We start from the raw sequence: 21341 nt of genomic DNA, 5'->3' as shown, positions 1-21341 counted from the left end.
GTGGGTGGCTCAGGCGCCGGGGATGATCGGGGTGGGTGTGCCGTCCGGCGCGTAGCTCAGGTAAAGCGGCTGGTAGCCGGGTGCGGTGGGGTCGACGGCCGGGTTCTCCCTGACGACGAAGAGCCGGCCCTGCCCGGGATCGATCGGCTTGCCGTCCGGGGTGGTCACGGGCGTCCCGGCCAGCGGGGTGATCGAGTCGTAGAGGTTCGCGTCCACCCGGGTGCTGCCGTCCTCGAACGGGTTGAGTGCGATCAGCCGGTACCCCTCGGGCAGCGGCCGGCCGCCGACGTGGGCGGTCGCGTACTCCGGCCGCACGAAGTACGACGAGATGGCCGGGTGGGCGGCGATGAGCGGGATCAGCGGCTCGGCGGGCTGGACGGGCAGCATCGGGGTGCCGTACTGCCGCGGAGCGACCCCGGCCTGTTCGGCGACCGGTTCGGCGAGCGCCAGCCGACGGGACGTCAGATGCGGCCGGCGCGGCTCACCCTCCGCGGTGGGCTCCAGCACCGGGTCCGCGACCACCGCCCGCCGGGGGTACGTGAGGCCGTCCAGGCCGTCGAAGTCCTTCGTCATCTTCCGGCTGACGTCGAGGGCGGCCTCGTCCGCCTCCCGGTACGCCCGGCTGCTCTCGGTGAGCCCCTGTGCGGTGTAGCGCAGGGTTCCCCGGACGCCGCCGATGATCGCTTCGAGGTTGTCCAGGCCCTCCAGGAACTTCGTCGAGAACTGCTCGCCCATGTCGTCGTCGCCCCAGGCCCTGGCGTAGCGGGCGCGCAGCGCGGTCAACTGGGTGAGGTACGTGTCGTAGAGCTGCACGTGCGACTCGTACGCCTTGCCGAGCCCCTCCACCCCGTCCGGGTCGACCCACAGCCGCCCGCCGGGATTGTTGCTGATCATTCGGGCCCCCGGGTCAGGAGTTCCCGCACGCTCGTCACCATGCGGGGTTCCTTCGGCAGGAACGCGTCCGCCCCGGCCTGGCCCCGGACCAGCTTGTGGGCGTCCAGGCCGTCCGGCAGCATCGGCGCCAGCACGTCGGCCGCCTGGTTCATGACCTGTTCCTTGGCGTCGGCGTAGGTGTCCAGGATGAGCCGGGTCAGGTCGGCGGTGGTGAGCCGCTTGTGGGCGCCGGAGGGGAACTGGATGTCGGTCAGCACGCCGTTCTGGCCGACGATGACGCTCACCTCGCGGCGCGGTGACGTCGCGGTGGCCGAGAGCGCGCTCATCCGGGCCTGCATCTCGGCGAGGCTGGTGCGCTGCCGCTCGTACTCCTGGAACAGGCCTTCGATGCGCTCGCTGTAGTTCACGACGGACCACTCCCTCGACGTCGCCGTCAAGTGAAGCCGCCACGAGCGTCGCGCCGGAACTCCGGCCGGGGATCAGTGCATGAAAGTGCAACCACTCTTCCCGGGCTGTCGGCCGCTGGGGGCGGTTGCGGGGGCGCTGCCGTGCAATGTTGGGTGACGTTCGGACATGGTGGCGGAACCGGGTTGCCGCCGGGCAGGGCCGCGGATCAACACTCTTCCCTGCCACCTTTCCCTGACACGAGGAGTCCGGCCGTGACGATGCCGACCGTCAGCACCACCGAAGAGGGTATGCAGCGGGCTGCCCAGGAGTTCTCCGACAAGGCCACCGCCTTCACCGGCCAGCTGCGCGCCGTCAACGGGCAGATGGCCATCCTGATCTCCTCCTGGACCGGCCAGGCGTCGCAGGGCTTCAACCAGGCCATGGACAACTGGGAGAACGCGTTCCAGCGGGTCATCAACGAGCTGCTGAAGATGCTCGAGGTCATGGGTGTGACCACGAAGGGCTACCAGACGGCCGAGGACGAGGCGTCGAGCGTGGCCAACTCCTTCGGCGCGGCTCTGCCGGGCATCTGAGCCGCATCCGGATCCCCCCGATCTCCCGAGAGGACTGACGTGTCCAACTACACCTTCGACTTCGTGCAGGCAGACGCCGTGCTGACCGACATGAACCGCATCAACGGCCAGATCCAGTCGTCGCTGGAGGAGATGGAGCGCACCGTCGAGGCCAGCCTGGCCCAGTGGACCGGTGCCGCCCAGGAGCAGTACAGGGTCTCGAAGCTGGCCTGGAACCAGGCGGCCGACTCGATGGTCGGCTACCTGGAGCAGGCCCGGCAGACGCTGCTGCAGATCTCGGACAACTACGGCACCACCGAGCAGCGTCACGCCATGATCTGGAACGACGTCCGCGGCGGCTGAACCGCCGGACGGCCGCCGCGGACGCGGCGTGGCGGCCCACGTCGTCCGTCCCCGGCCCGGTGAGCTAGACGACCCGGGCCGCTGGGGTCTGTGCCAACGTTCCGTCGTCGACTCTCGAGTGGAGTGAGCTCCTTGGCCCGCATTGACTGGGGATACCCCAACGACAAAGCCATCAGCGCGATGAACGCCTACGGCATGGGTGACGAGGCCATAGGGAAGCCGGACGGCACCGTTCAGGCGGCGCACGACTCCTGGATGGCCTTCTACAACAAGCACCAGAACAACCGCACCGGCGTGAACTACGAGCGGTGGAAGGACGAGGTCCGCGCCGAGCATCCGGAGTGGATCGAGGCCCGCGACTGGTACGACAAGAACATCCTCGACACCGAGGGCTGGAAGAACCTCGTCAAGACGTACAAGGACAACATCACCGACCCGTCGAACGTGAAGCCGCCCGCGTTCACCGACCAGTCAGACTGGATCGACGACGAGATCTCGACCGGCTCGGGCTTCAAACCGCCGGCGATCAACCCGACGTTCAAGGGTGACACCGCCTCGACCAGTGGCGTGGCGGTCAACACCGCCGCCCTGAAGTGGTTCGCGGAGGACGTGCTGGGCAGCATCACCGGCGCCGGGAAGATCCTGCTCACCACGGCCGACCAGGTGGGCGCGATCGACCCGCGTCCCGGCGCCTTCGCCCGGGCCGAGGTGCTGCGGCAGGCGATCGTCGGGGCGACGGCCCAGGACGGCGGCGTCAAGGGCGACATGAAGGACATGCTCGTCAACATGAACACCGCCCTGCTCGCGGTGCAGACCGCCCTGCTGAAGATGGCCGCGGAGTACGAGAACCTCGAAGAGCTGAACGCGCTGACCACCGACAAGCTCGGCGAGATCATGGGTGACTCCTTCAAGGGCCTGGACAACCTGAGCACCTACGGCCAGAAGATCGTCAAGACCGACGGAAACTGACGCGGGCGAAACGGTCTCGCCGCTCGCGAAGAGGGACAGGGCATGGGCAACGGTCTCGGTGACAGCAAGCTCGACGGGTGGAACGACCCCGCGGAGGAGGCGGCCACCTTCCCACCCAAGGTGGTCCCCGTCAGCGACCTGTACGACTACCAGACCTGGGCGAAGGAGACCCGGGGCTGGCGGAAGCTCGAGGCCGCGGTGAACGGCGGCGCCGCGCTGACCACCGAGAGCGGGCGGGACCACGCCAAGACGCTGGTGAGCGTCCGGTCCGTCGTCGAGACCGCGCAGGCCTTCCAGGCGACCCAGGACCTGCTGATCTGGCTCGAACAGACCATCCGTACCGCTGTCACCTCGATGGTCGGCGACGACAAGGCGTGGAAGGGGCCGGCGGCCAACGGGTTCCGCGACAAGATGAACTTCTACGCCGACCTGCTCGGCAAGCAGGCAGAGCACCTGGCCGGCGGCGCGGTCCCGGACTCCACCACGGCGGCCAACAGCATCAACTCCTCGACCAACCGCAACTCGCTGCCGTCGCAGCTCTACGACGCCGCCAACCATCTGTCCTGGGCCCAGCAGACGATCGCCTACCTGGACGGCGCCTGGGCCACGATCGCCTCGGACAACGGCGTCGGCAGCGGCAGCGGCCCGGTGCCGATCAGCGGCACCGAGTACGAGAAGCCGATGGCCCAGCAGATGTCCGAGGTCGTCCACACGGTCGCCGAGAAGTACCGGATGACCACCGACAAGGCGGGGACGTCCGGGGTCACCATGCCGACGCCGAGCATCAACGTGCCGACCGGCCCGCCGATCTCGTCGCCGAACCTCACGACGCCGACCCTCACCACCCCGCCCACGATCACCCCGCCGGGATTCACCGCGCCACCCGCCGGCGGTATCACCACGCCGGGGTTCACCACGCCGCCGAACATCACCGTGCCCTCGATCACGCCGCCGAACCTCGCCGACATCGGTGGTCCGGGTTCCGGCCAGGGACCGGGCGCCATCACCCCGCCGTCGTTCTCGGGCCCCGGCGAGATCGGTGGGCCCACGCCAGGCGGGGGCGGCGGCAGCGGGCTGCCCGGCTTCGACGCGCCGGGCATCAACGGGCCGGGGGGCGCCGGCTTCCCCGGCGTCGGCGTACCGGGTGGGGGCGGCCTGCCGGGCGGGCTCGGTTCCGGTGTCGTTCCGCCGGGCATCAAGCCGCCGGGCTCGGCCAACCTCGGTGGCGGCGCGGGTGGCGCCGGATCGGTCAAGCCGCCGTCGTTCTCCGGACCGGGTGAGGTGGGCGGCCCGAAGCCGGGGGCGGGTACGGGCACGGGAACGGGCATCGGCAAACCGGGCGGCGGGTTCACCGCGCCGAGCATCCCGGGATTCGGCCCGCCCGGCGGCGCCGGTCCCGGCGCGGGCGGCAGCCCCGGGCTGCCGGAGAAACCGGACGCGAACGGGTTGCTCGGCAACAGCGACGACTTCGTCCCCGGGGCCGTCGACGGCGTGGACATCCCGGCCGCTCCCGGTGGCGCCGTGCCCGGAGGCGGTGGCTTCCAGTCACCGATGATGCCGGGCATGCCCGGCGCGGGCGCTCCCGGCGCCGGTGCCGGTGGCGGCTCAGGTGTCCCCGAGGCACCGGATGCCAAGGGCCTGGTGGAGGGCGACGAGGCGGACTGGCGGTCACCCGGGTTCGACGGCGTGCAGGTTCCCGGCGCACCGGCCGGCGTCTCGGCCGGCGGCGCCGGGCTGGGCGCCGGCATGCCGCCCATGCCCGGAATGCCGGGGCCCGCAGGTGGCGCGACGAACCCCGGTGGGGCCGAGTCGCCCGACGCCCGGGGACTCGTCAGCGGCGACCCCGAGACCTGGGGACCGGTGGGCGTGGACGCGGGCGTGCCGGACGGGTCGGGCGGCGCGCCGGCCGGTGGCGACGGGCTCGGCGTCGACGGCCCGCAGATCCCCGCCGCGCCGGTGGCTCCGGGCGTCGGCGTCGACTCGCCGGTCACGGCGCCGGCCGGTGCCGCGATGCCGATGATGCCGGGAGCGCCGGGTGCGCCGGGCGCCGGTGCGGGCGCGCCCGCCGGTGTGCCGGACGCGCCGGACGCCTCCGGGCTGGTCGAGGCGGACGCCGACGACTGGCGCCCGTCGACCCCCGACGCCGGTGCGCCGCAGGCGCCCACGGGAGCGGGCACGGGCGGCGCCGGACTGGTGGAGCCGGTCCCCGTCGCGCCGCCGAGCACCGGTGTGACGCTCCCGAGCACCGACGTGTCGGCACCGGTCGCCGGTGTGCTGCCGCCGATGGGCGGCCCGCCGGGCAGCCACGCGCCCGCCGGCACCACACCACGTACCGCACCAGCGGCGTCCGATCTGATCCGCCCGGACGAGACGGACTGGACCCCGGCCCGGCCGGAGGACTGCGCGCCGGAGGCGGGCGACGGGACGGTGGATCCCGACGGTGCTGCACCGGTCACCGCTGTGCCCGGCTCTCGACCGGACGGTCCACCTGCCGGCCCGGATCCGGGCGTGCCGGAGGCCGCCGCCGAGGAGCCCGCCGCGCCGGACGTTCCGGCGGCACCCGTGTCCGGCACCGGCGGTACGCCGGGTGTGCCCGTACCGGAAGTGGTCGTGCCGCCGACGGCGGTGGAGGTGCCGACGGTGGTCGATCTGTCCCCGGCGGTGGAACCGCCGTCACGGGCGGAGCCGCCCGCGGCCGTCGTGCCGCCGGTGGTCGGCGGTGTCGTGGCGGCTCCGGTGATCGTCGGTCAGCCGGGTCTGCCCGCCGCGCCCGGCCCGGTACCGAACCCACCCGCCCAGCCCGGCCAGCCCGGGCAGCCGAGCCAGGCCGCCCAGCCCGGCCAGGCGGCGAGCCCACCCGGCCAGACGGCCGCGCCGAACCCGTCCGGGCAGGCGAACCCGCCTGCTCAGCCGAACTCGCCTGCGCAGTCGAACCAACAGGTCTCGCCGGGGGGCGGCGGTCCGGAGGGGACGCAGCGGAGGACAGCCGTCGTGGCCGACGGTGAGGTGGCGGTCGCGGTCCCCGGCGCGCTCGGCCTGGCCGGTGCCGCCGCCGTCGCCGGAGTCGGTGGTCCACAGACGTCCGGCCGCGCGGCGTCCGGCGCGGGCCCCGACGACCCGGGCCGGACCGGTACGGTCCGGGCGCGCTCCGATCGCGACGACGAGCGCGAGCCCGGTGCCGGCCGGGAACCCGCCGCGGGTCTGCGCGAGGACGACGCTGTCTGGGGCGGTGACCGCGCCCGGCCGGCGGCCGGCGACCACGTGCCGCTGGTCCGCCCGGACGACGACCCGGACGACACGGCGGGCTGGGACGACCTCAGCGACGCGGACTGGCTGACCGGCCCGTCAGCTGACGACGGCAGGGAAGGGTGACCATGTCGGAGACACCGCAGCCCCCGCGTGCCGTGTGGCGGCGGGTGGCGCCCGCGAAGGCGCCCAGGCCGTCCGACGGCACGCTCGACTTCTTCAGCGCCGACCTGGAGAAGTTGCCCCGGTGCGGTGAGCCCGGCGTCAGCGACGCCGAGTTCACGGCGTCGCTCGCCGACGAGGAGACGGCTGCCGCCGCCCGCGCCGAGGCGTTCTGGGCCGAGCAGGAGCGACGCCGCAGGGACGAGGAGGAGCGGGCGAAGAGGGAGAAGAAGCGCCAGGCGGAGGAGGACGACGACGTCAAGGTGGCCGAGCGCTACCGCAACGACCGCTACGCGGTGAAGCTGCTGCGCCAGGAGCGCACCGTCTGGGGCGGCGACGGCGCCGACGCGGGGACGCTCGGATGAGTACGGTCACCGTCAAGCGCCCGCCCCGCGCGCCGGGCCCGGAGGCGCCGGAAGGCTCGGTCGAGCTGCAGGAGCCGCCGCTGATGGCGGAGGAGGCCCCGCTCGACTTCCGCTCGTTCGCGATGGTCGTGCCGATGGGCCTCGGCATGGGCGCGATGCTCGCGATGTTCGGCCTCTACAACCGCACCCCCGTGATGTACGTGATGGGCGGCGCGATGGCCGGTGGCATGCTGCTCATGGGCGTCATGCAGATCGGCCGGGCGGCGTCCGAGCGCAAGCGCAAGATGCGCGGCGAACGGCGTGACTTCCTGCGCTACATCGGGCAGTTGCGCAAGCAGGCCCGCGAGGCGGCCGACCAGCAGCGCCGGCACGTGCTCTGGAACAACCCGCAACCCGGCTGGCTGTGGTCGATCGCGATGGGCAGCCGGCTGTGGGAGCGCCGGCCCAGCCACGACGACTTCGGCCGGGTCCGCATCGGTCTCGGCCGGCAGGCCGCGATGCTGAAGTTCAACCCGCCGTCCACCAAGCCGATCGAGGACCTCGAACCGCTGTCGTCGATCTCGCTGCGGCGGTTCTCCGAGGCGTACCGGACGGTGTCGGGCATCCCGACCTCGGTCGGCCTGCCGAGTTTCACAAGCGTCGAGTTCGAGGGCGCGATCGACCCGGCGATCGACCTGGCCCGCGCCATGGTGGCGCAGCTGGCGACCTTCCACGCCCCGGACGAGCTGCGGATCGCGGTGCTCGCCGCCGAGGTGCACCGGGGCCCGTGGGAGTGGGTCAAGTGGCTGCCGCACAACGCGCATCCCACCGCGTACGACGCGGCCGGTCCGGTACGGATGTTCGCCGGCAGCCACGACGCGCTGATGGACATGCTCGGTCCGGAGATCACCGACCGGGGCGACCACGACCGGGCCGTCAGGCCGACCACCAGCGAGCCGTTCCTGGTGATCGTCGCGCATCTGGTGGACCTGCCGGACAGCTCCCGCCTGCTCGGTGCGGGCATCCGCAACGTGGTGCTGCTCGACCTCACCGGCGCGATGCCCGGCGGTCCCAAGGTGCTGCGGCTGACAGTCACCGGCGACGTCGTGGAGTTCCCGGCCGGCGCGACGACCGGTTCGGCGAAGCGCGACGGTCTGGACCGGACCCAGTGCGAGGCCCTCGCGCGGATCATCGCGCCGAAGCGGACCAGCGGCACGCTGGAGGTGTCCGACGAACCGCTGGACACCAGCTTCGAGCTGACCACGCTGCTCGGCATCCGCGACGCGATGACCTTCGACGTGCAGGCCCTGTGGCGTACCCGGACCCCGCAACGCAACCGCCTCATGGTGCCGATCGGTGTCACCGAGGAGGGCGAGGTCATCGAGCTGGACCTGAAGGAGTCCGCGCAGGGCGGCATGGGCCCGCACGGCCTGCTGATCGGCGCCACCGGCTCGGGCAAGTCGGAGCTGCTGCGTACCCTCGTCTGCGGCCTGGCCGCGACGCACAGCTCGGAGATCCTCAACCTGGTGCTGGTCGACTTCAAGGGCGGCGCCACCTTCCTCGGCATGGACAAGCTGCCGCACACCTCGGCGGTGATCACCAACCTGGCCGACGAGCTGCCGCTTGTCGACCGGATGCAGGACGCGCTCAACGGCGAGATGACCCGGCGGCAGGAGATGCTGCGGGCCAGCGGCTACGCCTCGCTGTTCGACTACGAGAAGGCGCGCGGCAACGGCGCCCAGCTCGTGCCCTTCCCGGTGCTGCTGATCATCGTGGACGAGTTCAGCGAGCTGCTGTCCAGCAAGAGCGAGTTCATGGACCTCTTCGTGTCCATCGGCCGGCTCGGCCGGTCGCTCGGCGTGCACCTGCTGCTCGCCTCCCAGCGCCTGGACGAGGGCCGGATCAACCGGGTCGAGGGGCACCTGTCGTACCGGCTGGCGCTGCGCACGTTCTCCTCGATGGAGTCGCGGTCGGTGATCGGTGTGGGTGCGGCGTACGAGCTGCCGCCCGAGCCGGGCAACGGCTACCTCAAGGTGGACACCACGAACCTGGTGCGCTTCAAGGCGGCGTACGTCTCCGGCGCGTACACCGGAAGTGGACGCCGCGGCGGCGTCGCGGACGCCGGGGACGAGCCCACCGCGGACGTGGTGCCGTTCACCACCCGGCAGGTGGCGGTGCGCCACGACCCCGGGCCGGAGCGTCCAGCCGAGCAGGTCGACGAGCCCGCCGCCGACGCGAACGGGCCGAGCCTGGTCGAGGTGCTGCTGGACCGGCTCGCCGGCTCGGGCCCGCCGGCCCGCCAGGTCTGGCTGCCGCCGCTGTCCTACGCGCCGAGCCTGGACTCGCTCATCCCGAGCGTGCTGCCCGACCCGGTACGCGGCATGACCATCGACGACCCGGCCGTCCAGGGTGGCCTCCGGGTTCCGGTGGGCGTGGTGGACCGGCCCGCCGAGCAGCTGCGCGAGCTGCTGGTGGTCGACCTGAACGGCGCCGACGGCCACGTCGGCATCGCGGGCGCCCCGCAGAGCGGCAAGTCGACGCTGCTGCGCAGCCTGATCCTGGCGCTGTCGCTGGCGAACACGCCCCGCGAGGTGCAGTTCTACGGCCTGGACTTCGGCGGCGGCGGCCTCGCCTCGATCGCCGGCCTGCCGCACGTCGGCTCGATCGCGACCCGGATGGAACGCGACCGCGTCGTCCGGACGGTCGAGGAGGTCCTCCAGGTCATGGAGAAGCGCGAGGCCGAGTTCGCCCGGCACGGGCTCGACTCCATGTCCAGCTACCTGGGCAAGGTGGCCGAGGGGACGATCGAGGACGGCTTCGGGCACGTCTTCCTGGTCATCGACGGCTGGTACACGATGAAACAGGACTTCCAGGAGCTGGAGCAGAAGTTCCAGGAACTCGCCTCGCGTGGCCTGTCCTTCGGCGTGCACGTGATCGTCACCGCGACCCGCTGGTCGGAGCTGCGTACCTGGATGCGGGACCTGCTCGGCACGAAGCTGGAGCTGCGGCTCGGTGACGCGATGGAGTCCGAGCACGGCTCCCGCAAGGCGGCCACCGTGCCCAACCAGGTCGGGCGCGGTCTCACCGACGGCGCGCTGCACTTCCTGGCCGCGCTGCCCCGGATGGACGGCAGCTCCGAGGTGGGCGACCTGGCCGAGGCGACCAAGTCGGTGGTCGAGGAGATCGGCACGTTCTGGCCCGGTCCGGCCGCCCCGCCGGTACGGATGCTTCCGGCGCACCTGATGGTGGAGACGCTGCCACCGCCCGAGTCCGACTTCAAGTTCGTCATCGGCCAGGACGAGCAGCGTCTCGCCCCGGTCTGGCACGACTTCATGGCCACGCCGCACATGCTGGTCCTGGGCGACAGCGAGACCGGCAAGACCAACCTGCTCCGGCTCGTCCTGCGGTCCATCCAGCAGCACTACCCGCCGGAGCGGGCGAAGGTCGTGCTCGGCGACTCGCGCCGCGACCTGGACACCGCGATCGGCGCCGCGTACCAGGTGGGCTTCGCGTTCACCGGCGACAAGATGCACGAGCTGGCCGGCCAGGCGTCGGTCTCGATGAACCGGCGGATGCCCGGCGCGGACGTCTCGTCCGAGCGGATGCGCAAGCGCGACTGGTGGGAGGGGCCGGAGCTCTTCGTCATCGTCGACGACTACGACCTGATGACCAAGAGCACCGGGATGGGCTCGACGCTCGACCCGCTCCTGCCGTTGCTCGCGCAGGGCGCCTACATCGGCCTGCACGTGATCGTCGCGCGCAGCACCTCCGGCGCGATGCGGGCCATGATGGACCCGGTGATCCGGCGGATGTGGGAGCTGGGCACGCCCGCGACGCTCTTCTCCTACCCGAAGGAGGAGGGCAAGTTCCTCGGCGAGGCGAAGCCCCGCCAACTGCCGCCCGGACGCGCCCAGCTCGTCACCCGGCGCGGCGTACGCCTGATGCAGACCGGTTTCGTGTCCGACACGGCCCGATGAGAGAGGCTCGCTGGTGACCGCAGCGCTGAACGACCAACTGTGCCGGATCACGGTGATCGGGCCGGCCCGCCGGGCCGACCTGGCCGTACCGGCACGGATGCCGGTGGCGAACCTGATGCCGCTGCTGGTGCGGCACACCACCGATCTGGCCCGGGTCCCCGACGGCGAGGCGCCCGACGAGTCGTGGGTGCTGCAGCGCCTCGGCCAGGCGCCGTTCGAGCTGTCCGGCACGCCGGAGAGCCTGGACTGGCTGGAGGGTGAGGAGCTGCACCTGCGCCCGGCGCAGGACCCGCTGCCCGAACTCGACTTCGACGACCTGGCCGAGGGCGTCGCCACTGTGGTCAACCGGCGGGCCGACAGGTGGCAGCCGGAGTACCGCCGGGTGCTGTTCCTGGTGCTCTGCGTGGTGGCGATGGGCCTGATCGCCGCCGTGCTCGTGGACCGGGGGCCGGTGCTGCCCCAGGTGATCGGCGGCGCGGTGCTCGCGGCCGGCCTGTTCACCGCGTCGATGGTCAGCGCCCGCCAGCAGAGCGACGGCGCGTTCCCGCTGCTGTTCGGCGGCGGCGCGGCGTTCTTCGCGGCGGTCGCCGCGTCCAGCGCCGTCGACGGCGACCCGGAGGGCGTGGCCTGGAACGCCAGCGCCGGGCTGGCCGCCACCGTCGCGATCGTCGCGGTGACCGCGTTGCTGCTGATCGCGCAGCGTACGGTCACGCCGGTCATGCCGTTCGCTCCACTGCTCGTCATCGCGCTGACCGCCGCGATCGTGGTGCTCGTGCTGCTGGCCGGCGACGGCTTCGCGCTCACCGCGCCGGAGGTCTCCGCAGTGGCCGTGTCGGTGATCCTGGTGCTGATCGTGATCGCGCCCCGGGCGGCGGTGAAGCTGGCCCGGCTGCGCGGGCCGCAGTTGCCCAAGACCGGCGCGGACATGTCGTACGACATCGAGCCGGAGGACTCCGACCTGGTCAAGGCGCGCGCCGACGAGGCGGACACCTACCTGACCGCCTGCATGACCGCCTCCGCGCTGGTCCTGCCGGTGCTGATGCACCACACCATGAAGGTGCCCGGCTGGTCCGGGTGGACGCTCGTGCTCGTGACATCGAGTGCAATCCTGTTGCGCTCGCGTACCTTCTTCGGGTTCTGGCAGCGGGTCGCCCTGGTGGCGGCCGGTACCGTCGGCTACCTCATGGTGGCCCTGATGTTCTCCGACAAGCTCGCCCCGACCGGCCGGTACGTCCTGCTCGGCGGGCTCGTCGCCCTCCTGGTGCCGCTGGTGATGGCCGCGTTGCGGCCGTGGCCGCGCCGGATGCTGCCGTTCTGGGAGTACACGGCCGGCGGGCTGGACGTCGCCACCGGCCTGGCCGTGCTGCCGGTGCTCGCCCAGGTGCTGGGGCTCTACGCCTGGGCCCGCGGGCTGTTCGGGTAGCCGGCCGTGCAGACCCAGCGCGACCACGTCCACGCCCACCAGTTCATGATGGGCCGGCTGAGTTCCGCCCTGGTGCAGGGCGACCCGTCGACGGCGGAGATTCCCGGGCAGCGCGCCGTCACCGGCCTGGCCTTCGGCGTGCTCATCAGCGTCCTGGTCGTGGCCGGGTTCGCCGTCTACGGCTGGATCGTCCCCGGCGGCAGCAAGGCGTACGCCCGCAGCGGCGTGATCCTGGTGGAGAAGGAGAGCGGCAACCGGTACGTCTACCTCGACGGTGCGCTGCGCCCGACGCCGAACCTGACCTCGGCCATGCTGGTCCAGGGCGCGGGCGCCACCGTGAAGCTGATCTCCCAGGAGTCGATCAAGGACGTGCCGCGCGGGCCGTCGATCGGCATCGACGGCGCCCCGCAGTCGGTCGCCACCGGGCCGATGGTGGCCGGGCCGTGGCTGGCCTGCCTGCCCGGCTCGGTCACCGACGAACCCGGCGACCGGCTCGGCCTCAACCTCGACCCGCGCGCCGAAGCCGTCCCGGTGCCGGCCGACCGCTTCGCCGTCGTCCGCACCGCCGACGGGCCGACCTACCTGGTGACCGCCGACCGCAAGCACCGGGTGGCCGACCCGGCCGTGCTCGCCGCCCTCGGCGCCACCACCACCCGCAAGGTGCCCGCACCGGGGGAATGGCTCGGTTTCCTGCCCGACGGGCCGGACCTGGCGCCGGCCACGATCCCGGGAGCGGGCCGCTCCGGACGGGTCGGCGACCGCACGTACCCGATCGGCACGCTGTTCCGGCAGCGGCCCGACACCGGCGCGGAACAGTTCCTGGTGCTGCGCCGCGACGGTCTCGCGCCGCTGAGCCGGACCGAGTTCCTGCTGGCCACCGCCGCCTCCGGGGAGGAGCCGGTGGAGTTGAGCGCCGCCGGGCTCGCCGCCGCGCGGATGTCGGCCGACAGGTCGCTGCTCACCCGGCTGCCCGACCTGACCGGCCTCACCCCGCAGGAACCCGGCCCGTACGCGCTGTGCCTGCGCCAGGGCCCGGCGGACGGCACCCGGTTCGACAGCACGGCGGTGCTCGTCCCGCTGGCCCGCTCCGGCGTCCGCCCCGACGGCCGCACGTCGGTGCTCCTGGCACCCGGCAGCGGCATGGCGGTGCTCCCGGCACCGGCCGGCTCCGGAGCGGCGCAACCCCTGCCCACGTACATCGCGGACGACGGAAAGGCGTACCCGATCGGCGACCAGGACGCGGTACGGGCGCTGAAGCTCGACCGGGTCGTGAACGTTCCCTTCCCGAGAGAGCTGCTCGCGCTGGTGCCCCAGGGCCCGGCGCTGAGCATGAGGGCCCTCGCGGCCGCAGAAGTGGGGTAGGTCGATCATGGCAACCCGGATCCGCGACCTGTTCGGCGGCGGCAAGGACCGCCCGGAGGGCGTCGTCCAGCACACCGTCGGCAACGCGCTCGTGGTGCACGCCGAGGACGCCATCAGCCCGGAGGCCCAGTCCCTGGCGCTGTCCATGATCGAGGACGCGGAGAACGACGTGGTCGTGCTCGACCTCGGCGACGGGATGCCGATCAGCGCCTGGGAGTCGATGGCCGGGGTGCTGCCGCGCCGCCGCCGGGGCATCCGGCTCATCGCCTGCGGCCGGCACGGCAACTCGGCGGCGATGGCCGGTCAGTGGCTCTCCGAACGCCTCAACCGCACCGTCATCGCCCCGGACGGCGACCTGGTACGCGGCTCCGCCGGAACGCTGTTCGTCCACTCCGCCCCGGGCAGCGGCTGGGTGCGGTTCCGGCCCGGCCGCCCGCCGGCCTGGGACGCCAAGCGCTACCCGACGCCGCGATGGGACCGGGCCGCGATCGACACCCGGCCGTCCAGCGCCACCGCCGAGATCGAGCCGATCCCGGCCGGCGTCTGGATCCACAGCAACCGCGACCCGCAGGTGGTAGACCCGCAACGGCAGCGGCTCACCGCGTACGTGCCCTGCCAGGCGGAGACCATGACAGTGCTGCTGGGCTGCCCCGGCACGCCACCGCTGTCGCTCGACGACGTGGTGCGCTTCTGGCGCGGACTCGACGAGGAGAACCGGCACCGGGTGCGCTTCGTGCAGTTCGGCGAGGTCCGCATCCCCGAGGGGGAGGCGTTCGGCCAGGCGCTCGCCGACCTGCTGAACACCGACGTCACCTGCTACACCGGCGTGCCGATCGGCAGCCCGCACCGGTACGAGATCCGTACCGTGCTGCCCGACGGCGCGTTCGGCTGGGCGCCGTACGCGCTGGAGTTGTCCTACTCGCCCCGGGCGCACCCCAACTCCCGGGCCCGCCGGCCCGCCGTGCTCAGCCACCGCCCGCCGCTGGCCGGCGCCGAGGAGGTCGCACCCCGGGTCTACTGGTTCGCCCCCGGCGCCGTGGTCGAGGTGGTGCAGACCGGTCTCTGGGTACGCTCCACCGCCGAGCCGAGGAACGCCGAGCAGGTCCGGTCCGCGATGCTCGACGCGCGCAGCGGCACGCTCGTCTTCGACGACACCGTCCACTCCACCGCCCACCGGATGCGGGAACTGGCGCTCGACCTCGGCGCACGGGTCGACGGCATGGCGGGTACGAGCCGCGCGCTGATGCCCGCGTCGGTGCTGGTGCCCGGCGCGAAACCGCCCAGCCGGGCGGAGATGGCCGTCGACCTGGAGGCCGAGGCGGCCGCTGTGGGCACGACCGCGCCGGTGCGCGGGTACCTGGAGGTCACCCCGCCCGCCGCCGTCGCCCCGCCCGCGGCGGACGGTGTGGTGGTAGCCGTTCCCGCCCCGGTCCCGGCCCTCTCCGCCGAGCGGGAGCGGACGCCGACGCTGCCGCCGCCCCCAGCGGTGCCCGAACTGCCCCCGTCCCCGGTGGCGCCGCCCGGATCCGAGTTGCCGGCGCCGCCCGCGATGCCGTTCGTGTCCGCGCTGCCGGATCCACCGGCGGTGCCGCTCAGGTCCGAACGGGCGGCCCCGCCGCCGGCCGTGTCCGGACGGCCGCTTCCGTCGCCGGCCCCGGCCCGGTCCGAGCGACCGTTTCCGGCCGCCCCTCCGGTCGCGGCCGGACTGCCCGAACCACCCTCGGCGCCACTGAGATCGGAGCTTCCGGAACCACCCTCGGTGCCGCTCGGGTCCGAGCTGCCGCCGCCGCCCGCGATGCCGCTCCCGACAGCACCGCCGCTTGCGACAGCACCGCCGCTTGCGACAGCACCGCCGCTCCCGACCGCGCCGCCGGTGGCACCGGTCGTGGTGGCCGCCCCCACGCCCCCGGCCGGGGTCGGCGAGCCGGTCGCGCCCGCCTTCACCGAGCCGGCCGCCGTCGCCGAGCCGGCCGCACCTGCCGCACCCGCCGCGCCGACGGCACCTGCCGCGCCGACGGCACCTGCCGCGCCGGCCGCACCTGCCGCGCCGGCCGCACCCGCCGCGCCGACGGCACCCGCCGCGCCGGCCGCGCCTGTGGTCGCCGGGCCGGTGGTTCCCGCCGGTTCCGGGCGCGGGCCGTCGGCGGCACCCGCCGAGGACACCGGGGGCGAGGCGTACCCCGGGCCGTCCACCGTGCCGGCCGGCTTCGACGAGCCGGCGCCGCCGACCATGCCCGCCGGTTTCGGCCAGGCGCTCGCGACGCCACCGCCCGTGGCGGCCGGTCCGCCGTCGATGCCGGTCGCGGTCGACCTGCCGCCCGCCGCGCACGCCGGCACCGGCCCGGCGCGGAGCGCCGAGCCGGTGGACACACCCGGGCGGGCAACGACCGCCGGGCCGGCGGAGGACGCCGAGCCGTCGGAGGTGGCCGCCGAGGCGCGGCTGCAGCCGGTGCCCTCGGCCGGCGCGGGCGCGCTGCTGTCGGAGAAGAAGGGGCTCGCCGACGAGCGCGCCTGGCTGCGCCGCACGCTCAGCCGCGAGTTCGACGTGATGGCCAGCTCGGTGTCCCGGATCATGTCCGAGCACCCGGGCATGCAGGGCTCCGGCGTGTCCACCGACGACGTCCTCGCCGACTCGGTCGCGCTGCGGCTCTACCTGACCGGCCGTGGGCCGGGCGTCGACGCGGGCCTGCGGTCAGGCCGCAAGGGGCCGCACGTGCCGTTCGCGCGCTGTGTGGTCGCCGGGGTCTCCCGGATGCCGTCCTTCCGGGGCACCACCGTCTACCGGCTCTCGCCGACCGCCGGGGAGTGGGCGCTCTACCAGGACCGGCGGCTGGTCACCGACTGGAGCTTCGTCAACGCGCTCACCCAGCCGTGCGCCGCCGAGGACGGCGACACCGACGTGCTGATCTGGTCGATGACCGCCCGCCGGACCAGCCTGCTGGAACCCGACGGCGACGAGCACGTCGAGGACCGGGTGCTGTTCCTGCCGGGTACGAGCTTCAAGGTGCTGGACCTGCGCCGGCCCGCGGCGGGCGGGCGCGGCGCGGTGCTGCTGCGGGAGATCGGCGCCAACGAGATCGACGACACCGGCCGGGTCGACTCCAACCGGCTGTCGCTCGACGAGCTGGCGATCACGTCGCTGCGGCGCAGCGTCGACCGCTGGGCCACGGCCGAGCCCCGGGTACGCGTCGGAGCGGCGGCCCGCGGGCGCCTGCGGGTGCTGCCCGGACTGGACCGGAAGGGGTGACGCGGTGAGTCGGCAGGTTCTTGTGGTGGGCGACCGGAGGCCGGGCTCCCATCCGACGATCGGCGCCGCGCTGTCCCGCGCCGAGCCGGGCGCCACGATCGACGTCCACCCCGGCCGGTACGTCGAGAAGCTCGTGGTCGGCGACCGGGTGACGATCAGCGCGGTCCAGCCCGGCACGGTCGAGGTGCACGTCGAGGAGGGCAGCGTTCTCGTCGTCCGCGGCGAGGGCGCCCACCTGCGCGGCATCACGCTCAGCTCAGCCGACGCCACGCTCGCCGCTGTCGACGTGTACGCGGGCGAGGTGGCGCTCGACGACTGCCGGGTCAGCGGCGCCTCCTGGGTGACGCTGCTGGCCCGCATGCAGGGCACCGTCGCGTTGCGCGGCTGCGACGTGACCAGCTCGGCGGGCGCGGGCGTGGTGGTGATGTCGGCCGGTTCGAGCACGATCGAGGACACCGACGTCCACGACGTCGCCACGAGCAGCGTGGTGGCCGGCGAGCAGAGCGCGCTGACGCTGCGCCGCTGCCGGCTGCGTACGGCCGGCGCGAACAGCGTGTGCGTCGGCGGCGACGCCCGGCTCACCGTCGAGCAGTGCGAGATCACCGGCGCCGGCAAGCCCGCCCTGGTGGTCGAGCAGCGCGCGTGGGCCCGCATCCGCGGCCTGTCCGTCACCGGCAGCGGCAACGTCGACGTCTTCGTCCGGGGCGAGGCCGACGTGCAGATCAGCGACTCGACGTTCACCGGCGCGGCGGTGCAGTCGGCGCACATCGCCGAGGGTGCCTCGCCGTCGTTCCGCGACTGCACGTTCGGCGGCGCCGGGCACACAGCGGTCCAGGTGCTCGGCGGCGGCCGGCCGACCTTCACCGACTGCACGATCCAGGACGCGCCGGTGGGCGTCGCCGTCAACGGTGGCGCCCCGCGTTTCCTCGGCCTGACCGTGCGGGGTACGCGGGACAACGTCGCGGTGCTCGCGGGCGAGTCGGCGGTCGTGCTCCAGCGGCTGCGCGCCGAGATCACCACGGGCTCCGGGGTGCTGGTCCAGGACGGCGCCTCGCTGGAGGGCACCGACCTGGTGGTGGACGCGGGCGAGGCGACGGCGCTCGCGCTGACCGGACCGGCGCGGGGCGTCGTGCGCGAGGCCCGCCTCACCGGTACCGGCGCGGCCTGCGTCCGGGTGGGCGCCGGCGCCGACCTGACGCTGCGCGCGGCCCTGCTGCGCGGTTCCGGCGTACTGGCCGAGGGGGCGCTCCAGCTCGGCGACAGCGAGATCGTCGGCGCGGCCCGCGACGGCCTGCGGGTCACCGGCTCGGCGAGCGTCACGCAGACCCGGGTACGTGACGCCCGGGCCGACGGGATCGTCTTCGAGGCGGGCTCCCGCGGGTCGGTGAGCGACGGGGAGGTGTTCGGCAGCGGCGCGGCCGGCATCGGCGTGGACACCGTGGAGCCGGTCGCGCTCACCCGGTGCGTGGTGCGCGACAGCGGCGGCGAGGACGTGCGCCGCGCGCCCGGCGCGACGGTGACCACTGAGGCGCTGACGGTGGGCCGTCCGCAGGCCATGCCCGCCGGTCCGCCGGCCGCCGCGCCGGTCCCGGTCGCCGACGACGAGGGTACGGCCGAGGGGAACGGCTCGGACGAGCTGAGCGAGCCGCTTCGCGAGTTGAACGGCCTGATCGGTCTGCGCGGGGTGAAGCAGGAGGTCACCGCGCTGATCAACCTGATCAAGATGTCGCAGGTCCGGCTCCAGATGGGCCTGCCGATGCCGCCGATGAGCCGGCACCTGGTCTTCGCGGGCCCGCCCGGCACCGGCAAGACCACAGTGGCCCGCCTGTACGGCTCGGTGCTCAAGGAGCTGGGCATCCTGTCCAAGGGCCACATGGTGGAGGCGGCGCGGGCCGACCTGGTGGGCCAGTACATCGGCTCCACCGCGATCAAGACGACCGAGCTGGTCACCAAGGCGCTCGGCGGCGTGCTCTTCATCGACGAGGCGTACACGCTGTCCAGCGGTTCCGGCGGTTCCGGACCGGACTTCGGCCAGGAGGCCATCGACGCGCTGATGAAGATGATGGAGGACCACCGAGACGAGCTGGTGGTGATCGTCGCGGGCTACTCCGAGCTGATGGAGCGGTTCCTGGCCTCCAACCCCGGTATGGCGTCCCGCTTCACCCGTACCATCGAGTTCCCGAACTACTCGGTCGAGGAACTCGTCACCATCACCTCGAACCTGGTCAGCAAGCACTACTACGAGCTGACCGACGACGCGGTGGACGCGCTCACCGCGTACTTCACCCGGGTGCCGAGGAACGCCACGTTCGGCAACGGCCGGGTGGCGCGCAAGCTGTTCGAGGCGCTGATCAACAACCAGGCGTCGCGACTGGCCACCACGCCGCCCACGAAGGACAGCGAACTCAACCGGCTCACCGCCGCCGACGTCGAACCGGAGCTGGCGCTGCTGGAGGACCTGCCGGTCGAGCAGGGTGAGCAACCCGACGCGGCGACCGATCCCACCGGCGCGATAAACGCTGCCCGCAGCTGGAAACGGATCTGCGGCCTGGTCGGCGGGCAGCGGGTGAAGGAGGCGGCCGGGCAGACGCTGTTGCAGCTCTGCGAGGGGCGCAACCGCCGGCGCGGCCCCGGCCGCACCGGCAACGTGCTGCTCGGCGGCCGGGCCGGCAGCGGCCGCGGCGAGTACGCCCGGCTCTACGCGGCCTGCCTGTCCGAGCTGGGCCTGGTGCCGGTCGGGCACCTGGTGCGGGTGGGCACCAGCCGGGAGCTGGCGCCGCAGTGGCCCGGCCAGACCGGCAGTCTCGTCGACGCGGTGCTCGACGACGCGGCCGGCGGGGTGCTCCAGCTCGACTACGTCGACGACGGCTCCGGCGTGGCGCCGGAGATCGCCGAGGCGCTGGTCGGCCGGATGCGCTCCCGGCTCGGTGACCCGGTGGTGGTGCTGACCGGCGAGGAGGCGGCGCTGGCGAGCCTGCGCGACGCGGTGCCGGCGGTGAACGAGGTGTTCGGCCAGCAGTGGTCGGTGCCCGAGTTCAGCACCGACGAGCTGGCCGCGATCGTGCTGCGGCACCTGGAGCGGCGGGGCCACGAGGTGCCCGACGACGTCCGCGCCGCGCTGACGCAGATGGCCGGGCGGTTGCCCGAGCGCACCGTCCACGCCGCCCACCAGTTCTCGCTCGCGCTGACCCGGCGCACCGGCTCCCGTACCCTCGCCCTCGCCGACCTGGCCGCGCCCGGCCCGGCGGTCGGCGAACGGCTCGGCGGCCTGGCCGCCGTCGGCTGACCACCCGCCCGTCCCGGACAGAAAGGCCCGGCATGCAACCCGAGTCCAAGCCGATCCCGCCCTCGTTCCAGGAGTTCATGGAGAACGCGCAGCGCCTGGAGGACCAGATGCGCGGCGCGCAGGCGGAGTTGGCGAAGGCGGTCGTGACCGGCCGCTCGCAGGACGCCACGGTGGTCGTCATGGCCAGCGGCCTGGGCAAGGTCCAGGCCGTCCGGGTCGACCCGGTGGTGTACGAACGGCGTGACGCAGCGTCGTTGCAGGCGGCGATCATGGAGGCCATCCAGGCTGCGGGCGAGAATGCCGGGAAGCTCGCGACGGAGAAGATGGGCCCTGTCGAAATCAATCTTCACTGACTGAAAAAAGTCTGACCAGCGGTTACGCGCACATCTTCACGCCTTACAGCCATCCGGCCGGAGACTGTGGAGATTTCCTGAAGGACTCTCCATGAGACTGTCAGCCCCTACTGACAGTGATGGAGATGGCTGTGGAGCAAGTTGCCGTCTTTGTGCACGCGCCCGACCCGCTGACCCACACCGGCCTGACCGCCCACCTCCGGTCGTGTCCGGACATCACGCTGCTGGACAGCGCGGACCGCACGCGGGCGCGGGTCCTCGTCGTCGCCGCCGAACGGCTCACCACCGACGTGATCGCCATGCTGCGTCTCGCGGCGACCGAGATCGGCGCCCCGGTCGTCCTGATCACCACGGAGGTCAGCGAGCAGGAACTGCTGACCGCCGTCGAGTGCCGCGTGGTGGCGGTCCTGCCGCGCGCGGCGGTCACCGCCGAACGCCTCGCGCACAGCGTCCGGGCGGCCGCCTCCGGCGGCGGCGTACTGCCCCCGAACCTGGTGGGCGAGCTGCTCAAACACATCGAACGGCTCCAGCGCGACGTGCTCAACCCCAACGGGCTGAACGCTTCCGGCCTGACCGCGCGGGAGATCGACGTGCTGCGGCTGATGGCCGAGGGCTTCGACACCAACGAGATCGCCGACGAGCTGCGCTACTCCGAGCGCACGGTGAAGAACGTCATCTACGGCCTCAACCACCGGCTGAAGCTGCGCAACCGCTCGCACGCGGTGGCCTACGCCCTGCGCTCCGGCATGATCTGAG

General features: G+C 73.2%; 14 protein-coding genes. 12 read left to right on the top strand and 2 right to left on the bottom strand.

The window, feature by feature from the left end:
* Positions 1-9 precede the first annotated feature (9 nt).
* Together ACGFIA_RS06475 and ACGFIA_RS06470 are read right to left on the bottom strand one after the other, a co-directional pair.
* Complete coding sequence (locus ACGFIA_RS06475; protein WP_393258959.1) at positions 10-894, bottom strand: WXG100 family type VII secretion target; 885 nt, start codon at positions 892-894, stop codon at positions 10-12.
* A complete protein-coding gene (locus ACGFIA_RS06470; protein WP_393258957.1) occupies positions 891-1301 on the bottom strand; it encodes a YbaB/EbfC family nucleoid-associated protein in 411 nt (136 codons plus the stop codon). Before ACGFIA_RS06470 ends, ACGFIA_RS06475 begins: the two co-directional genes overlap by 4 nt.
* Before the next feature lie 252 nt (positions 1302-1553).
* Here ACGFIA_RS06470 and ACGFIA_RS06465 point away from each other — a divergent pair, with 252 nt between their 5' ends.
* The 12 genes from ACGFIA_RS06465 (at position 1554) to ACGFIA_RS06410 (ending at position 21340) form a co-directional block, all read left to right on the top strand.
* The gene (locus ACGFIA_RS06465) at positions 1554-1874 is read left to right on the top strand and encodes a WXG100 family type VII secretion target (RefSeq protein ID WP_357387170.1); all 321 of its coding nucleotides are present in this window, start codon (positions 1554-1556) and stop codon (positions 1872-1874) included.
* A 39-nt stretch (positions 1875-1913) separates the two neighbouring features.
* Complete coding sequence (locus tag ACGFIA_RS06460) at positions 1914-2216, top strand: WXG100 family type VII secretion target (RefSeq protein WP_357387168.1); 303 nt, start codon at positions 1914-1916, stop codon at positions 2214-2216.
* 132 nt (positions 2217-2348) lie between these two features.
* Positions 2349-3185: a hypothetical protein gene (locus tag ACGFIA_RS06455; protein WP_357387166.1), complete on the top strand. Its 837-nt coding sequence runs from the start codon at positions 2349-2351 to the stop codon at positions 3183-3185.
* A gap of 42 nt (positions 3186-3227) precedes the next feature.
* On the top strand, positions 3228-6557 hold the full coding sequence (locus ACGFIA_RS06450) for a hypothetical protein (protein ID WP_393258954.1): 3330 nt from the start codon (positions 3228-3230) through the stop codon (positions 6555-6557).
* Between the two features lie 2 nt (positions 6558-6559).
* On the top strand, positions 6560-6958 hold the full coding sequence (locus tag ACGFIA_RS06445) for a hypothetical protein (RefSeq protein WP_357387162.1): 399 nt from the start codon (positions 6560-6562) through the stop codon (positions 6956-6958).
* Complete coding sequence (gene eccCa / locus ACGFIA_RS06440; protein WP_393258951.1) at positions 6955-10914, top strand: type VII secretion protein EccCa; 3960 nt, start codon at positions 6955-6957, stop codon at positions 10912-10914. The genes ACGFIA_RS06445 and eccCa overlap by 4 nt, the downstream gene beginning before the upstream one ends.
* 13 nt (positions 10915-10927) lie before the next feature.
* Entirely contained in the window at positions 10928-12337 is a 1410-nt protein-coding gene (eccD, locus tag ACGFIA_RS06435; protein ID WP_357467914.1) for a type VII secretion integral membrane protein EccD, read from the top strand.
* Positions 12338-12343: 6 nt separating this feature from the next.
* Positions 12344-13699 (top strand): type VII secretion protein EccB, encoded by a 1356-nt coding sequence (gene eccB / locus ACGFIA_RS06430; protein WP_357387156.1) that lies wholly within the window; start codon positions 12344-12346, stop codon positions 13697-13699.
* A gap of 7 nt (positions 13700-13706) precedes the next feature.
* The gene (locus ACGFIA_RS06425) at positions 13707-16946 is read left to right on the top strand and encodes a hypothetical protein (RefSeq protein ID WP_393258948.1); all 3240 of its coding nucleotides are present in this window, start codon (positions 13707-13709) and stop codon (positions 16944-16946) included.
* A 4-nt stretch (positions 16947-16950) separates the two neighbouring features.
* The gene (locus ACGFIA_RS06420) at positions 16951-20232 is read left to right on the top strand and encodes a right-handed parallel beta-helix repeat-containing protein (protein WP_357478794.1); all 3282 of its coding nucleotides are present in this window, start codon (positions 16951-16953) and stop codon (positions 20230-20232) included.
* Positions 20233-20285: 53 nt separating this feature from the next.
* On the top strand, positions 20286-20585 hold the full coding sequence (locus ACGFIA_RS06415; RefSeq protein ID WP_393259314.1) for a YbaB/EbfC family nucleoid-associated protein: 300 nt from the start codon (positions 20286-20288) through the stop codon (positions 20583-20585).
* A gap of 119 nt (positions 20586-20704) precedes the next feature.
* On the top strand, positions 20705-21340 hold the full coding sequence (locus ACGFIA_RS06410) for a response regulator transcription factor (protein ID WP_357390930.1): 636 nt from the start codon (positions 20705-20707) through the stop codon (positions 21338-21340).
* Position 21341 lies beyond the last annotated feature (1 nt).

Origin of the sequence: Micromonospora sp. NPDC049203, assembly GCF_043197215.1 — a bacterium.
Classification (GTDB): Bacteria; Actinomycetota; Actinomycetes; order Mycobacteriales; family Micromonosporaceae; genus Micromonospora.
This window is presented reverse-complemented; position numbering and strand designations above follow the sequence as displayed.